The sequence below is a fragment of the Phenylobacterium sp. genome, from assembly GCF_041919955.1.
Taxonomy (GTDB): domain Bacteria; phylum Pseudomonadota; class Alphaproteobacteria; order Caulobacterales; family Caulobacteraceae; genus Phenylobacterium.
Window position 1 is genome coordinate 77,037 of sequence record NZ_JAYRSU010000015.1, and the last position, 14,175, is coordinate 91,211.

Consider the following 14,175-nt stretch of genomic DNA (forward strand, 5'->3'; position numbering starts at 1 on the left):
GCGTCAGCCCCAGATTCGCTGGGCGTAGGCCACGAAGTTCAGGCCTAGCACCTTTTCGATCACCCGCGGCTTGTGGCCTCGGGCTTCCAGCAGGCGCGCCAGCTTGCGGAACTGGTCGGGGCCGCGCAGGTCCAGCACGAAGGGATAGGTATCGGCCCGCTCACCCTTGGCGGCGATGCCGGCGGCGACGCGCTGACGGTTCTCCTCGGCCAGGGCGGTCTTGTAGGCTTCCATGTCGTCGATGGCCGCGGCCGAACCGTCGGTGCCGATCCCGACGTGATCCTCGCCGCAGACCTTCAGGGCGTGCTCGATGTGCGCGACCACGTCGGCCGCGCTCGCATGGCTGGTCGGGTTCAGGAACGGCATGAAGTAGATGCCGACGAAGCCGCCCTTTTCGGCGACCCCGCGCAGTTCGGCGTCGGTCTTGTTACGCGGCATATCGGTCAGGGCGCGGCAGCCGGTATGGTTGATCGAGATCGGCGCCTTGGACGCGGCGATGGCGTCGAGACAGGTCCGCTCGCCCGAGTGCGAGAGATCGACCATCAGACGGGCCGCGTTCAGCTTGTCGACGACCCTGCGGCCGGCCTCGGTCAGGCCGCGGTTCTCGGGCGCCATGGACCCGTCGCCCAGCAGGTTCGCCGGGTTGTAGGTCAACTGCACGATCCGCACGCCGCGCCTGGCGAACTCATCCACCCGCTCCAGGTGCTCACCGATCTGCACGGCGTTCTGGAAGCCATAGATCACGCCGACCTTGCCGGCCGCCTTCGCCGCGGCGATGTCGGAGGCCTTGCGCACCAGGGTCAGGTCCTTGGCGTTGGCGGCGATCAGCCGGTCCCAGGCGTCCAGGGTCTCAAGCGTATAGCTGTAGGGGTCCTGCGGCCCGGCCACATAGCCGAGCGTGACATTGACCGCGGTCATGCCGGCGGCCTTGGCGTCGCCGATCCCGCGCGCGTCGACATCCAGCACCAGGGTGTCGGCGGCCGGCCCGGCTTCGCGCCCGATCTGCAGATTGGGGTTGGAAAGCCCGCCCAGCGCGTTGACGACGATAGGCGCGTCCTTGGCGGCGGCAGGGCCCGCGACCGCGAGAGCGGCGGTTCCGGCGAGGATCTGGCGGCGGTCGATCATGGGTCCATGCTCCGGGCGGCGAGGTCCGCCTTGGGGTCGAAGTCCGTGCGGGGGAAAGCCTTCCCTCGCTTGACGGTGAGGGTGAGCGTGCGCAGGGCGCGGATATCCTTGGAAGGATCCTTGTCGGTGAACACGAGGTTGGCCAGCTTGCCGGCTTCGATCGTCCCGAAATCCGGATCCTTGCGCACCGCCAGGGCGCCGTTGCGGGTCGCCGCGACCAGCGCCTGCATTGGCGTGAAGCCCGCCTTGCCGACCAGCAGTTCCAGTTCCTCGTAGAGCGCCGGGAACGGCGCGTCGGGCGCCGAGAAGCCGTCAGTGCCCGCCGAGATGGTGACGCCCGCCTTCAGGGCCTGGTTCGTCAAGCGCGCGGCGAGATCCAGCGAGCAGTAGCTGCGCGGGCTGCCCTTCATCTGCTCATAGATGCGGACGGTGGCGTCGAGGATGACGCCGTCAGCCTTCATCTTGGCCAGCAGCGGCGCGATCTTCGGGTTCACGTCCTTGCCGAACCTGTCTTCCTGAACGGCGGCGCGGTTGTGGTACTGGCCGGGGATCTGGTCCGAAGCCTCATAGGCCAGCATGCAGACGTGGCTCACGGCGTCGGCGCCGGCGTCCAGCACCTGGCCCGGCGTGGCGGGGAAGACGGCGGCGTGCGCCCAGACCGGCATTCCCTGGCGATGCGCCTCCTTGGTGATCCGCGCGACCTCCTCGCCCGGTAGGTTTGCGTAGATCTTGATGGCCGATGCGCCGATGCCCCGCGCCTGGGCGACGGCGAGCGCGATGTCCGTTTCGGGCCGGATCGCCTGCATCCAAGAAACCTCGCCGCCCTTGGCCCCCAGCGAGGCGGCCTGGACGCGCTTGTCCTCGAAGAACGAAGGGCCCGCCATCAGGGCGACGTAGTAGATGTCTGGTCCCGGAATCTCGGCGATCCGCGAGGCGCGCGACAGGTCGGCGACATTGCGCATGTCGTCGGCCATGTCCCGGATCGAGGTGACGCCGCTGTAGAGGTCGCGCTTCATCTGCGCCTCGGCGAACCGGCGGTTCGGCGGCGTGGCCAGATGCTCGTGGCTGTCGGTCAGGCCCGGCAGGACGAAGCGGCCGCTCATGTCGACGACCTGAGTGTCCGGCGCCAGCTTGAAGGCGACCTCGCCCTCCTTCCAGACCCGCTCGATGCGCTCACCACGAACCAGGATCGACATGCCGGGCTTGGGCGCAGCGCCGGTCCCGTCGATCAGGGTGGCGTTCCTGTAGACCGTCGCCGGCTCGGCGCCGGCCGTCCCGGCGGACATGAAAAGGGCGGCGGAGGCGGCCGCGAGGAATGCTCTAAACATCCCTCGACACTAGACCGCGTCCGCCGCCCTGCTCAACGTGAAGCTTCAGCGAGGAAGCTTGCTGGTCCCCATCAGGTAGGCGTCAATCGCCTGGGCGCACTGGCGGCCCTCGCGGATCGCCCAGACCACCAGCGACTGGCCGCGCCGCATGTCGCCGCACGAGAAGATGTTCGGCGTGCTGGTCTGATAGTCGACCACGTTCGCCTTCACGTTGCCGCGCGGGTCGAGCTCGGCGCCCGATTGCTCGACGAACTCGTTGTGGCGCGGGCCGACGAAGCCCATGGCCAGCAGCACAAGGTCGGCCTTCAGGGTGAATTCGCTGCCTGCGACTTCCTGGAGCGTCTGACGACCGTCGGCGCCGGCCACCCATTCGACGCGCACGCACTCGACCGCTTCGACCTTGCCGTTCGAGCCGATGAAGCGCTTGGTCTGGACAGCGAAGTCGCGCTCGCAGCCCTCTTCGTGGCTGGACGAGGTACGCAGCTTCAGCGGCCAGTCGGGCCAGGTCAGCTGCTTGTTCTCGCGCACCGGCGGCTGGGGCATGATTTCCAGCTGGGTCACCGAGACCGCGCCATGGCGGTTCGAGGTGCCGATGCAGTCGCTGCCGGTGTCGCCGCCGCCGATCACCACCACGTGCTTGCCGGTCGCCGAGATGCCGCCGTTGGGCGCCGCGCGCAGTTCGTCGTCGCCGGCGTTTCGCTTGTTCTGTTGGGTCAGGAAGTCCATGGCGAAATGGACGCCGGCCAGCTCGCGGCCCGGGATCGGCAGATCGCGTGGATCTTCGGCCCCGCCAGCCATAACCAGCACGTCGTAATCGTCCAGCAGGCGTTGCACCGAGACCGTCTTGCCGACCTCGAAGCCGGTGCGGAAGATCACGCCCTCGCCCTCCATCTGCGCGACCCGGCGGTCGATCAGATGCTTCTCCATCTTGAAGTCCGGGATGCCATAGCGCAGCAGGCCGCCGATCCGGTCGCTCTTCTCGAACACAGTCGGAGCGTGACCGGCGCGGGCCAGCTGCTGGGCGCAGGCCAAGCCCGCCGGGCCCGAGCCGACGACCGCGACGCGCTTGCCGGTGCCGCGTGGCGACATCTGCGGCTTGATCCAACCTTCCTGCCAACCACGGTCGACGATCTCGCACTCGATCGTCTTGATAGCGACCGGGGTATCGATGATGTTCAGGGTGCAGGACGCCTCGCAGGGCGCGGGGCAGACGCGGCCCGTGAACTCCGGGAAGTTGTTGGTCGACTGCAGGTTCTCCAGCGCCGTCTTCCACTGGTCGCGATAGACCAGATTGTTGAAGTCCGGGATCTGGTTGTTGACCGGGCAGCCCTGGTGACAGAACGGAATGCCGCAGTCCATGCAGCGCGAAGCCTGCTTGGCGACGTCCGCCGCCGGCATGGCGTGGACGAACTCCTTGTAGTTCTTCACGCGCTCCTGCGGCGCCTCGTAAGTGCGTTCCTGGCGCTCGAACTCGAGGAAGCCGGTGACCTTACCCATAATCTTGTCCTCCGACTCTGAGCTCTATTCCGCCGCGACGGCCGCGGCCGCCTGGCGTTCGGCCGCCATGTCCTGAAGGGCGCGGCGGTAATCCTTGGGCATGACCTTTACGAACGAGCCCAGCACCTGGTCCCAGTTCTCGAGGATCTCGCGGGCGCGAGCCGAGCCGGTGTACAGGTGATGGCGTTCGACCAGGATGCGCAGGCGTTCGGCGTCGAAACGCAGCATGTCGCCCATGCCGTTGTTCTCGACCGACAACGACTTCTGGCTAGGACGGAAAGGCTCGTCTTCGCGGGTGGTCGGCGCCGCCGGCTCGACCTTCTCCAGGTCGACCATGGACTTGTTGCAGAGGTCGGCGAAGCGGCCGGCCGGATCGTAGACATAAGCCACGCCGCCCGACATGCCGGCCGCGAAGTTGCGCCCGGTGTCGCCCAGCACGACGACGACGCCGCCGGTCATGTATTCGCAGCCGTGGTCGCCTACGCCCTCGACCACCGCGACCGCGCCGGAGTTGCGCACGGCGAACCGTTCCCCCGCCACCCCATGGAAATAGGCCTCGCCGGCGATGGCGCCGTAGAGGACGGTGTTGCCGACGATGATGTTCTTGGTGGGATCGCGCCGCGCCTCGGCCGGCTGGCGGACCACCACGCGGCCGCCCGACAGGCCCTTGCCGACATAGTCGTTGCCGTCGCCGGTCAGTTCGAGCGAGACGCCGCGGGCGGTGAAGGCGCCGAAGCTCTGGCCCGCCTGGCCGCGGAACTTGATGGCGATGGTGTCTTCCGGCAGGCCGGCATGGCCGTAGCGCTTGGCCACCTCGCCCGACAGCATGGCGCCGGCGGTGCGGTTGATGTTCTTGATCTCGTACTCGAGCAGCACCGGCTCACCCTTCTCCAGCGCAGGAGCCGCGTCGGCGATCAGGGTGTTGTCCAACGCCTTGCCCAGGCCATGGTCCTGGCGGTCCATGTTCCAGAGGCCCTTCGCGCCCTGGGCCGGAGCTGCGTAGAGCAGCTTGGAGAGATCGACGCCCGCCGCCTTCCAGTGATCGACGGCGTCGCGCGCGTCGAGCCGATCGACGCGGCCCACCATCTCGTTGACCGTCCGGAAGCCGAGCGAGGCCATGATCTCGCGCAGTTCCTCGGCCACGAAGAAGAAGTAGTTGATCACGTGCTCCGGCTGGCCGGTGAAGCGGGCGCGCAGCACCGGGTCCTGGGTCGCCACGCCCACCGGGCAGGTGTTCAGGTGGCACTTGCGCATCATGATGCAGCCGGCCGCGATCAGCGGCGCGGTGGCGAAGCCGAACTCGTCGGCGCCCAGCAAGGCGGCGATGGCGACGTCGCGGCCCGTGCGCAGGCCCCCGTCCGCCTGGACCGCCACGCGGGTGCGCAGGCCGTTCAGCAGCAGGGTCTGCTGGGTCTCGGCCAGGCCGATTTCCCACGGCGACCCGGCGTGGGTCAGCGAGGTCAGCGGCGAGGCGCCGGTGCCCCCTTCGAAGCCCGAGATGGTGATGTGGTCGGCCCGGGCCTTGGCCACGCCCGCGGCCACGGTGCCGACGCCCACTTCCGAGACCAGCTTCACCGAGATGCGGGCGCGCTGGTTCACGTTCTTCAGGTCGTGGATCAGCTGGGCCAGATCCTCGATCGAATAGATGTCGTGGTGTGGCGGCGGGCTGATCAGGCCGACGCCCGGCGTCGAGTGACGGACGCGGGCGATGTTCTTGTCGACCTTGTGGCCGGGCAGCTGGCCGCCCTCGCCGGGCTTGGCGCCCTGGGCCATCTTGATCTGGATGTCGTCGGCGTTGACCAGGTACTCGGCAGTGACGCCGAACCGGCCAGAAGCCACCTGCTTGATGGCAGAGCGCATGGAATCGCCGTTGGCCATCGGCTTGAAGCGGTCGGATTCCTCCCCGCCCTCGCCGGTGTTGGACCGGCCGCCGATGCGGTTCATGGCGATCGCCAGGGTGGTGTGAGCCTCGCGGCTGATCGAGCCGAAGCTCATGGCGCCGGTGGCGAAGCGCTTGACGATCTCGCTGGCCGGCTCGACCTCGTCGATCGGCACGGGCGTTTCGTTGAAGTTGAAGCGCATCAGGCCGCGGATGGTCAGCAGGCGCTCGGACTGCTCGTTGATCGAGTCCGCAAAGCCCCGGTATTCGTCCGAGCGGCCGCCCCGGACGGCGTGCTGCAGCTTGGAAACGCTTTCCGGCGTCCAGGCGTGGCTCTCCCCGCGCAGACGGAAGGCATACTGACCGCCGACGTCCAGCATGGTGGCGTAGATCGGATTGTCGCCGTAGGCGTCGCGGTGACGTCGCACCGACTCCTCGGCGATCTGGGCGATGCCGATGCCTTCGATGGTGGTCGCAGTGCCGGTGAAGTACTTCTCGATCAGCTCCGACGACAGGCCGACGCCGTCGAAGATCTGCGCCCCGCAATAGGACTGGTAGGTCGAGATGCCCATCTTGGACATGACCTTCAGGATGCCCTTGCCGATGGCCTTGATGTAGTTCTTGCGGACCTCATAGGCCGAGAGCGCGATGCCCTGGCGCTGGCGCAGGTTCTCCAACGTCTCGAAGGCCAGGTAGGGGTTCACCGCCTCGGCGCCATAGCCGGCCAGGACGCAGAAGTGGTGCACTTCACGCGCTTCGCCGGTCTCGATCACCAGGCCGGTCTGCATGCGCAGGCCCTGGCGGATCAGGTGATGATGCACGGCTGCGGTGGCCAAGGCGGCCGGGATCGGAATGCGGTCGGAGCCGACGCGGCGGTCCGACAGGATCAGGATGTTCTTGTCGGCCAGGACGTTGTCGGTCGCCTCGCGGCAGACGCGCTCGATCGCGCGCTCGAGGCCCGCCGCGCCCTCCTCCGCCGCCCAGGTGATGTCGAGGGTGGCGGTGCGGAACGAGCCGTCCAGCAGTTCGCTGATCGAGCGGATCTTGCTGAGGTCCTCGTTGGTGAGGATCGGCTGGGACACTTCCAGGCGCTTGTGCGTCCCGGCCTGGCGGCCGAGCAGGTTCGGCCGCGGCCCGATCATCGAGACCAGGCTCATGACCAGCTCTTCGCGGATCGGGTCGATCGGCGGGTTGGTGACCTGGGCGAAGTTCTGCTTGAAATAGTCGTAGAGCAGCTTCGAGCGCTTGGAGAGCACGGCGATGGGCGTATCGGCGCCCATGGAGCCGATCGGGTCCTCGCCGGAGGCGGCCATCGGCTCCAGGAAGAACTGCTCGTCCTCCTGGGTGTAGCCGAAGGCCTGCTGGCGATCGAGCAGCTGGCCCGCGTCGTTCGACAGCGCCTCGTTGAAGGCGATCTCGGGCAGCTCTTCCAGCTTGAACTGGGTGCTCTTCAGCCACTCCTCGTAGGGTTCGGCCTCGGACAGGGAGCGCTTGATCTCCTCGTCCTCGATGATGCGGCCTTCCTCCATGTCGATCAGCAGCATCTTGCCGGGCTGGAGACGCCACTTGCGGACGATCCGCTCCTCCGGAACGGTCAGCACGCCGACTTCAGAGGCCATGATCACATGGTCCTGGTCGGTGATGATGAAGCGCGCCGGGCGCAGGCCGTTGCGGTCCAGGGTCGCGCCGATCTGGCGTCCATCGGTGAAGGCCACAGCCGCCGGCCCGTCCCACGGCTCCATCAGGGCGGCGTGGTACTCGTAGAAAGCCTTGCGCTTGGCGTCCATCAGCGGATTGCCGGCCCACGCCTCCGGGATCAGCATCATCACCGCATGGGCCAGCGGATAGCCGCCGGCGACCAGCAGCTCGAGCGCGTTGTCGAGGCAGGCGGTGTCGGATTGGCCGTGCGGGATCAGCGGCCACATCTTGTTGAGGTCCGGCCCCAGCAGATCGCTTTCCAGCGTGCGCCGGCGGGCGTTCATCCAGTTCACGTTGCCGCGGACGGTGTTGATCTCGCCGTTGTGGGCGATGAACCGGTAGGGGTGCGCCAGCTTCCAGGAGGGGAAGGTGTTGGTCGAGAACCGCTGGTGCACCAGCGCCAGGGCGCTCTCGCACAGTTCGTTCTGAAGATCCTCGTAGAACGAGCCGACCTGATCGGCCAGCAGCAGGCCCTTGTAGACGATGGTCCGCGTCGAGAACGACGGCAGATAGAGCTGGGTCAGGCCCGGCAGGTTCTTTTTCACCGCCAGCTCGGCCAGCGGATTCTGGAGCTGCTTGCGGACGGTCAGCAGCTTGCGCTCGAACGCGTCCTGGTCCTTCACGTTCGGGCCGCGGCCGACGATGGCCTGGCGGATCACCGGCATCTCGGCCAGCACCGCCTCGCCCAAGCCCTTGGTGTTCACCGGCACGTCGCGCCAGGCGATGAAGGTCTGGCCTTCCACCTTCATGAAGTGCTCGAACTGAGCGACGGCCACTTCGCGCGCGGCCTCGTCGCGCGGCATGAAGCACATGGCCACGGCGTATTCGCCCGGCGGCGGCAGATCGACGCCGTTCTTGCCGGCCCAGTCACGCAGCAGGCCGTCCGGAATCTGAATCAGAATCCCCGCGCCGTCGCCGACCAGCGGGTCGGCGCCGACCGCGCCGCGGTGATCCAGATTGATCAGGATCTCCAGGCCCGAGGTCACCACTTCGTGCGATTTGCGGCCTTTGATGTTGGCCACGAAGCCAACACCGCACGCATCATGCTCGTTGCGCGGGTCATAAAGACCTTGCCGTTCGGGAGCTCCCATCGGGACACCTCGCTCTCAAATCACACAGGCACGCGCCAAGACCGGTTTCGCTGACCGGTGTTGTCGCGCAAATCGGCGGGCATTTACCCGGCAAGATCAGCCCTTGTCGATGGGCCGAAACGACGAAAAGAGAAAAGTTTTTCTAAGTTGCGACGTCTAGTAGCAGCTTATCGGCGCGTTCGACCGAGGAGCATCCGGTCAGCACCATCGCCGTCGAGAGCTCCGAACGCATGGTTCCCAGCATTTTCTCGATCATCGGCTGGCCGCCGGCGCCCAGGGCGTAGGCCCAGGCGCGGCCGACGAAGCAGGCCTTGGCCCCCAGCGACAGGGCCTTCAGCACATCCAGTCCCGAGCGGACGCCGCCGTCCATGAATACCTCCAGTTCGCCGCCGACCGCGTCGACCACCGCCGGCAGGGCCGAGATCGAAGAGCGCACACCGTCCAGTTGGCGGCCGCCGTGGTTGGAGACGACGATTCCCTGCGCCCCGGCGCGGACCGCGTCCTTGGCGTCCTCCGGGTCCAGCACGCCCTTGATCACGATCGGGCCGTCCCAGACCTGGCGCACGAAGTCGAGATCGGCCCAGGTCACCGAGCGGTCGAAGTTGCGGCCGATCCACGAGAGGAAGTCGTTGACCCGCCGCCCCTCGGTCACCGCGCTCTGGACGTTGCCGAGGGTATGGGGCTTGCCGTTCATGTAGACGTCCCATGACCACTCCGGGTGCGTCACCCCCTGCCAGGCGGTGTTCAACGCCCCCGACAGCGCCGTGGCCCCCGTGAATCCCGAGCGCACGTCGCGATAGCGCGCACCCGGCAGCGGCAGGTCGACCGTAAACACCAGCACGGGGCAGCCCGCCGCCTTGGCGCGCTCCAATAGAGCGCGCATGTAGCCGCGGTCCTTCAGCATGTAGAGCTGGAACCAGGGCGCGACGCCGGTGGCCGCGACCTCCTCGATAGAACAGACGCTGACGGTGGAAAGGCAAAAGGGCACGCCGACCTCGGCGGCCGCCCGCGCAGCCTGGGTCTCGCCGCGGCGGGCGTACATGCCGGCCATGCCGACGGGCGACAGGCCCAGCGGCATGCTCATCTTCTGGCCGAATACGTCGACCGAGAGATCGAGGTTGGTCATGTCGCGCATGACCCGCTGACGAAGGGCGATGGCCTCGAGGTCGGCCACGTTCCGCCGCAGGGTGACCTCGGCGTAGGACCCGCCGTCTATATATTCGAAGAACATCGGCGGCAGGCGGCGGCGCGCAAGTTCCCGATAGTCCGCGACCGATGCGGGTTTCATGTCAGCCCTCCCCTGCAGCTTGCCTCATTGGTAGCGGCGCAGCGCGCGAGCCGCTAGGCAGAGAGACATGAGCAAACTTCGCCCCTGGATGTTCGCGGCCGCCGTCGGCGGCTTCCTGGCCGTCGGCTTCGGCGCCTTCGCCGCCCACGGCCTGGGCGATCCGAAGGCCAAGGAATGGATGCACACGGGCGCGACCTACGCCTTCATGCATGTGATGGCCGTGTTCGCCGCCGCCTTTCTGGCCAGTCGGGGCTCACGCCGCGCGCGGATCGCCCCGCCGTTATTCCTGGCGGGCGTCGTGCTGTTCTCTGGCTCCCTCTTCGCCATGGCGCTGGGCGCGCCGCGCTGGTTCGGGGCGATCACGCCGATCGGCGGGCTGCTGTTCCTGGTCGGCTGGGCGGTCCTGGCCTGGGCCAGCCTGGAGCCAGGTCAGGACTGAGCCGGCTGCGGCGGGGCCAGCCAGCGCAGGCAGGCCACCGCTCCGGCCATGGCCAGCGTCATGACGATCGCCATCGGCCGTGGGGTTCCGTCGGCCAGCAGGCCGGTCAGGCTGGAGGCCAGCGCCCCGATCCCGAAGGCGAGTCCGCCGGTCAGGGCGGAGATCGAACCGGCCCGCCGAGGATCGACGTTCAGCGCCCCGGCCATGATGTTCCCCTGCATGAGGCCGTAGCTGGCGAGCAGCAGGAACAGCAGCGGCAGCACGCTCCAGCGCTCGCCGAGCCCGCTCACAGCCGCCGCGGTCAGGGCCAAGCCGGCGGCCAGCGAGGCCAGGCCCGACCAGGTCAGCACCTGATCGGGGGTGAAGCGGCGCAGCAGCGTGCGATTCACCTGGCTGGCGGCGATGACGCCCAGCGAATTGATCCCGAACACCCAGCCGAAATGTTCCGGCGCGATGCCGTAGGTCCCGATCAGCAGCTCGGGCGAAGCCGAGATGTAGGTGAACAGCGTCGCGGCCCCCAGCGCGCCGGCCAGGCCGTACCCGATCAGCCGCGGCATACGCAGCAGGGCGGCGTAGGCCTGGAGCGGCGTTTCCGACGCAGCCTGGGCGGCGGCTTCGTCGGTGCGCGTTTCCTGCAGCCACAGCAGGGTGGCGAGCGAGCAGGCGACGCCAAAGCCGGTCAACACCCAGAAGTTCAGCCGCCAGCCGCCCAGATGCAGCAGGACCCCGCCCAGCAGCGGCGCCAGAATCGGCGCCAGGCCCATGATCAGGGTCAGCAGCGACAGCACCCGCGCCGTCTCGGTGTGGTTGAAGCGGTCGCGCACGATGGCTCGCGCCACCACCCCGCCTGCGCAGCCCCCCAGCGCCTGCACGAAGCGCGCGGCGATCAGCATCTGGCCCGAGGTCGCCAGGGCGCAGAGCACCGAGGCGGCCACATAGATCGCGCACCCCACCAGGATCGGTCCGCGCCGTCCGAACCTGTCCGAGGCCGGCCCGTAGAAGAACTGCCCGACCGCCATGCCGCCGAAGAACGCCGCCACCGTCGCCTGTGTCTGGGCCGCGCTGGCTCCAAGACCCACCCCGATGGCCGGCAGGCTGGGCAGGTACATGTCGATGGACATGGGGGCGAAGGCGGTCAGCGCCGCCAGCAGGATCACGAGGCCCCAGGGCGTGCGGTCGGCAGAATAGTTGGTCATGCAACTGTCTCTAGACGCCTAATCCGACAAGATCGCAACCGTCGCTTGCCTTCCGCGCAAGGAACCCTGGCAATCTGCCGCGCAAACTTTGGAGGAAGCCCGCATGCCGACCGCCCTCGAGCGCCAGATGCCGCCCGTCAAGCACGCGGCCGTCAACGGGATCGACATGGCCTATTACGAAGTCGGCCCCCGCGAAGGCGTTCCGATCGTCTTCTGCCACGGCTTCCCGGAACTGGCCTTTTCCTGGCGCCATCAGCTCAAGGCCTGCGAGGCGGCCGGCCGCTGGGCCATCGCACCGGACCAGCGCGGCTATGGCCTGACCTCCCGCCCCGACGCCGTCACCGACTACGACATGGAGCACCTGACCGGCGACTTGGTCGGCCTCCTGGACCACCTTGGCGTCGACAAGGCGGTGTTCGTCGGCCACGACTGGGGCGGGATCGTCGTGTGGCAGTTGCCGCTCATGCATCCCGACCGCGTGGCCGGGATCGTCGGACTGAACACCCCCTTCATGCGCAGGGCCCCGCTCGATCCCATCGAGGGCATGCGCAAGGTGTTCGGCGAGGACATGTACATCGTCTGGTTCCAGAAGCCGGAGATCGCCGACGCCGCCCTGGCCGCCGATGTCGACAAGACCATGCGTTTCTTCATGCGCCGCCCAGCCGCCATCCAGCAGGTGGCCGCTCCGACCGGCGGCTCGACCTTCGCCTTCGGCGACGCCCTGAAGGCCTGGGACAAGTCCGACACCGCCAACCAGTTGCTGACCCCCGAAGAACTGGCCGCCTTCGTCGAGACCTTCCAGGCCAGCGGCTTCACCGGCGGGATCAACTGGTACCGGAACTTCACCCGCAACTGGGAGCGCTCGGCGGGCTTCCCGACCCGGATCGACGGCATTCCCTGCCTGATGATCATGGCCGAGAAGGACGTGGTGCTTTCGCCCGCCATGGCCGAGGGCATGGAAGAGGTCATCTCCGACCTGGAAAAGGTGCTGGTGAAGGACTCCGGCCATTGGACCCAGCAGGAGAAGCCCGAAGAGGTGAACCACCTCATCCTGGACTGGATGGACCGCCGCTTCCCGAAGTAGACTTGGCGGGATGGAACGCACCACCCCGCCCCTCACCGTCTCGAGCGCCGCGCACCGCAAGGGCCTGTATCCGGACAACGAGCCCTATGCCTACGGCTGGCTGCCGACCGGCGGCCCGCACGAGATCTTCTACGAGGAGTGCGGAAATCCGGACGGCAAGCCCTGCGTCATCCTGCACGGCGGCCCGGGCGGGGCGATCAACCCGACCATGCGGCGGTTCTTCAACCCGGCCAAATGGCGGATGGCGCTGTTCGACCAGCGCGGCTGCGGCAAATCGCGGCCGAACGCCAGCCTGGAAGACAACACGACCTGGTCGCTGATCGAGGACATCGAGCGGCTGCGCATCCATCTGGGCGTCGAAAAGTGGACCGTGTTCGGCGGCTCGTGGGGATCGACCCTGGCGCTCGCCTACGCCATCACCCACCCGCATCGCGTCGAGGCCCTGGTCCTGCGCGGCATCTTCCTGCTGACCCAGCGCGAGCTGCGCTGGTTCTATCAGGACGGCGCCTCGTTCCTGTTCCCCGACGCCTGGGCGCGGTTCTGCGCCCCGATCCCCCCGGACGAGCGCGGCGACATGATGGCCGCCTATCACAAGCGCCTGACCCACCCGGACCGCCGGGTCCAGGCCGAGGCGGCGGCCGCCTGGAGCCAGTGGGAAGGCGACACCATCTCGATCCGTGGCCCCGAGGCGCGGCCCTCGAAGTTCAACGAGATCGACTTCGCCATCGCCTTCGCCCGGATCGAGTGCCATTTCTTCGTCAACGGCGGCTTCTTCAAGGAAGACGGCTGGATCCTGAACAACATCGACAAGCTGCGCGGCATTCCGGGCTGGATCGTCCAGGGCCGGTTCGACGTGGTGACGCCGATGGAGAGCGCCTGGCGGCTGAAGAACGCCTGGCCGGAAGCCAATTTCGACATCGTCTGGGACGCGGGCCATGCCTCGACCGAGCCCGGCATTGTCGACGGGCTGGTCCGCGCGACGGACCACGCCCTGAAGCTCTAGCGGCCATGGCCGGCGCCCGTTCGGTGACGATCGCCGACGCGCTGGTCTCGCTGCGCCCCATGCCCGGCCTGGCGGTGCTGATGTGCGGCCTGGCGGGCAGCGGCAAGACGACCTTCGCCATGCAGTTGGAAACCGTCGGCTTTCGCCGCCTCTCGATCGACGAAGAGATATGGCGGCGCTACGGCCGCTATGGCCTCGACTATCCGCCCGAGCAGTACGGCGCTCACGTCGAGGCCGCGCGCGCCCTGCTGCGGACGCAGCTGATCGAAGAGCTGCGCGGCGGTCAGGCGGTGGTGGTCGATTCCAGCTTCTGGAGCCGCGCCCACCGCGACGACTTCAAAGCCGCGGTCGAGGGCGCCGGGGGGATCTGGCGGCTGGTCTATCTGAAGGCCGACGAGGCGCTGCTGCGCGAGCGGCTGGCGGCGCGGCGCGAGCGGTTCGACGCCAACGCCGCCGTGCCGATCGACGAGGCGGCCCTGGCGCGGTTCCTGGCCAGCTTCGAGACCCCGCGCGGCGAAGGCGAGACCACCGTCCGCGTCGCCTGAGC

The 14,175-nt window shown here is 68.0% G+C and carries 10 protein-coding genes; 4 read left to right on the forward strand and 6 right to left on the reverse strand.

Annotated elements, in window-relative coordinates; translation table 11 throughout:
- Positions 1-3: 3 nt before the first annotated feature.
- From ACE3T2_RS13720 to ACE3T2_RS13740, 5 genes are all read right to left on the reverse strand, one after another.
- Positions 4-1,125: a dipeptidase gene (locus tag ACE3T2_RS13720; protein WP_374658274.1), complete on the reverse strand. Its 1,122-nt coding sequence runs from the start codon at positions 1,123-1,125 to the stop codon at positions 4-6.
- A complete protein-coding gene (locus tag ACE3T2_RS13725; RefSeq protein ID WP_374658276.1) occupies positions 1,122-2,411 on the reverse strand; it encodes an amidohydrolase family protein in 1,290 nt (429 codons plus the stop codon). The genes ACE3T2_RS13720 and ACE3T2_RS13725 overlap by 4 nt, the downstream gene beginning before the upstream one ends.
- An 87-nt stretch (positions 2,412-2,498) precedes the next feature.
- Positions 2,499-3,950, reverse strand: coding sequence for a glutamate synthase subunit beta (locus ACE3T2_RS13730; RefSeq protein ID WP_374658278.1), 1,452 nt, complete (start codon positions 3,948-3,950; stop codon positions 2,499-2,501).
- A gap of 24 nt (positions 3,951-3,974) precedes the next feature.
- Complete coding sequence (gene gltB / locus ACE3T2_RS13735; RefSeq protein WP_374658280.1) at positions 3,975-8,618, reverse strand: glutamate synthase large subunit; 4,644 nt, start codon at positions 8,616-8,618, stop codon at positions 3,975-3,977.
- Positions 8,619-8,760: 142 nt separating this feature from the next.
- Positions 8,761-9,906, reverse strand: a complete 1,146-nt coding sequence (locus ACE3T2_RS13740) for an L-lactate dehydrogenase (RefSeq protein WP_374658282.1) — start codon at positions 9,904-9,906, stop codon at positions 8,761-8,763.
- A 67-nt stretch (positions 9,907-9,973) separates the two neighbouring features.
- Between ACE3T2_RS13740 and ACE3T2_RS13745 the strand changes: the two genes are divergently transcribed.
- On the forward strand, positions 9,974-10,345 hold the full coding sequence (locus ACE3T2_RS13745; protein WP_374658284.1) for a DUF423 domain-containing protein: 372 nt from the start codon (positions 9,974-9,976) through the stop codon (positions 10,343-10,345).
- Here the strand turns inward: ACE3T2_RS13745 and ACE3T2_RS13750 are convergent.
- The gene (locus tag ACE3T2_RS13750; RefSeq protein ID WP_374658286.1) at positions 10,336-11,541 is read right to left on the reverse strand and encodes a multidrug effflux MFS transporter; all 1,206 of its coding nucleotides are present in this window, start codon (positions 11,539-11,541) and stop codon (positions 10,336-10,338) included. The genes ACE3T2_RS13745 and ACE3T2_RS13750 overlap by 10 nt on opposite strands.
- Positions 11,542-11,644: 103 nt before the next feature.
- Between ACE3T2_RS13750 and ACE3T2_RS13755 the strand changes: the two genes are divergently transcribed.
- From ACE3T2_RS13755 to ACE3T2_RS13765, 3 genes are read left to right on the forward strand one after another with little or no spacing between them, the layout of a single operon-like run.
- On the forward strand, positions 11,645-12,625 hold the full coding sequence (locus ACE3T2_RS13755; protein ID WP_374658288.1) for an alpha/beta fold hydrolase: 981 nt from the start codon (positions 11,645-11,647) through the stop codon (positions 12,623-12,625).
- Positions 12,626-12,635: 10 nt separating this feature from the next.
- Positions 12,636-13,628: a prolyl aminopeptidase gene (gene pip / locus ACE3T2_RS13760; protein ID WP_374658290.1), complete on the forward strand. Its 993-nt coding sequence runs from the start codon at positions 12,636-12,638 to the stop codon at positions 13,626-13,628.
- A gap of 5 nt (positions 13,629-13,633) precedes the next feature.
- Entirely contained in the window at positions 13,634-14,173 is a 540-nt protein-coding gene (locus ACE3T2_RS13765) for an AAA family ATPase (protein ID WP_374658292.1), read from the forward strand.
- Positions 14,174-14,175 lie beyond the last annotated feature (2 nt).

Excerpts from the sequence above, each read along its gene's own strand:
- ACE3T2_RS13720 (WP_374658274.1), bottom strand. The coding sequence starts at position 1,125 with ATGATCGACCGCCGCCAGATCCTCGCCGGAACCGCCGCTCTCGCGGTC.
- ACE3T2_RS13725 (WP_374658276.1), bottom strand. The coding sequence starts at position 2,411 with ATGTCCGCCGGGACGGCCGGCGCCGAGCCGGCGACGGTCTACAGGAAC.
- ACE3T2_RS13730 (WP_374658278.1), bottom strand. The coding sequence starts at position 3,950 with ATGGGTAAGGTCACCGGCTTCCTCGAGTTCGAGCGCCAGGAACGCACT.
- gltB (WP_374658280.1), bottom strand. The coding sequence starts at position 8,618 with ATGGGAGCTCCCGAACGGCAAGGTCTTTATGACCCGCGCAACGAGCAT.
- ACE3T2_RS13740 (WP_374658282.1), bottom strand. The coding sequence starts at position 9,906 with ATGAAACCCGCATCGGTCGCGGACTATCGGGAACTTGCGCGCCGCCGC.
- ACE3T2_RS13745 (WP_374658284.1), top strand. The coding sequence starts at position 9,974 with ATGAGCAAACTTCGCCCCTGGATGTTCGCGGCCGCCGTCGGCGGCTTC.
- ACE3T2_RS13750 (WP_374658286.1), bottom strand. The coding sequence starts at position 11,541 with ATGACCAACTATTCTGCCGACCGCACGCCCTGGGGCCTCGTGATCCTG.
- ACE3T2_RS13755 (WP_374658288.1), top strand. The coding sequence starts at position 11,645 with ATGCCGACCGCCCTCGAGCGCCAGATGCCGCCCGTCAAGCACGCGGCC.
- pip (WP_374658290.1), top strand. The coding sequence starts at position 12,636 with ATGGAACGCACCACCCCGCCCCTCACCGTCTCGAGCGCCGCGCACCGC.
- ACE3T2_RS13765 (WP_374658292.1), top strand. The coding sequence starts at position 13,634 with ATGGCCGGCGCCCGTTCGGTGACGATCGCCGACGCGCTGGTCTCGCTG.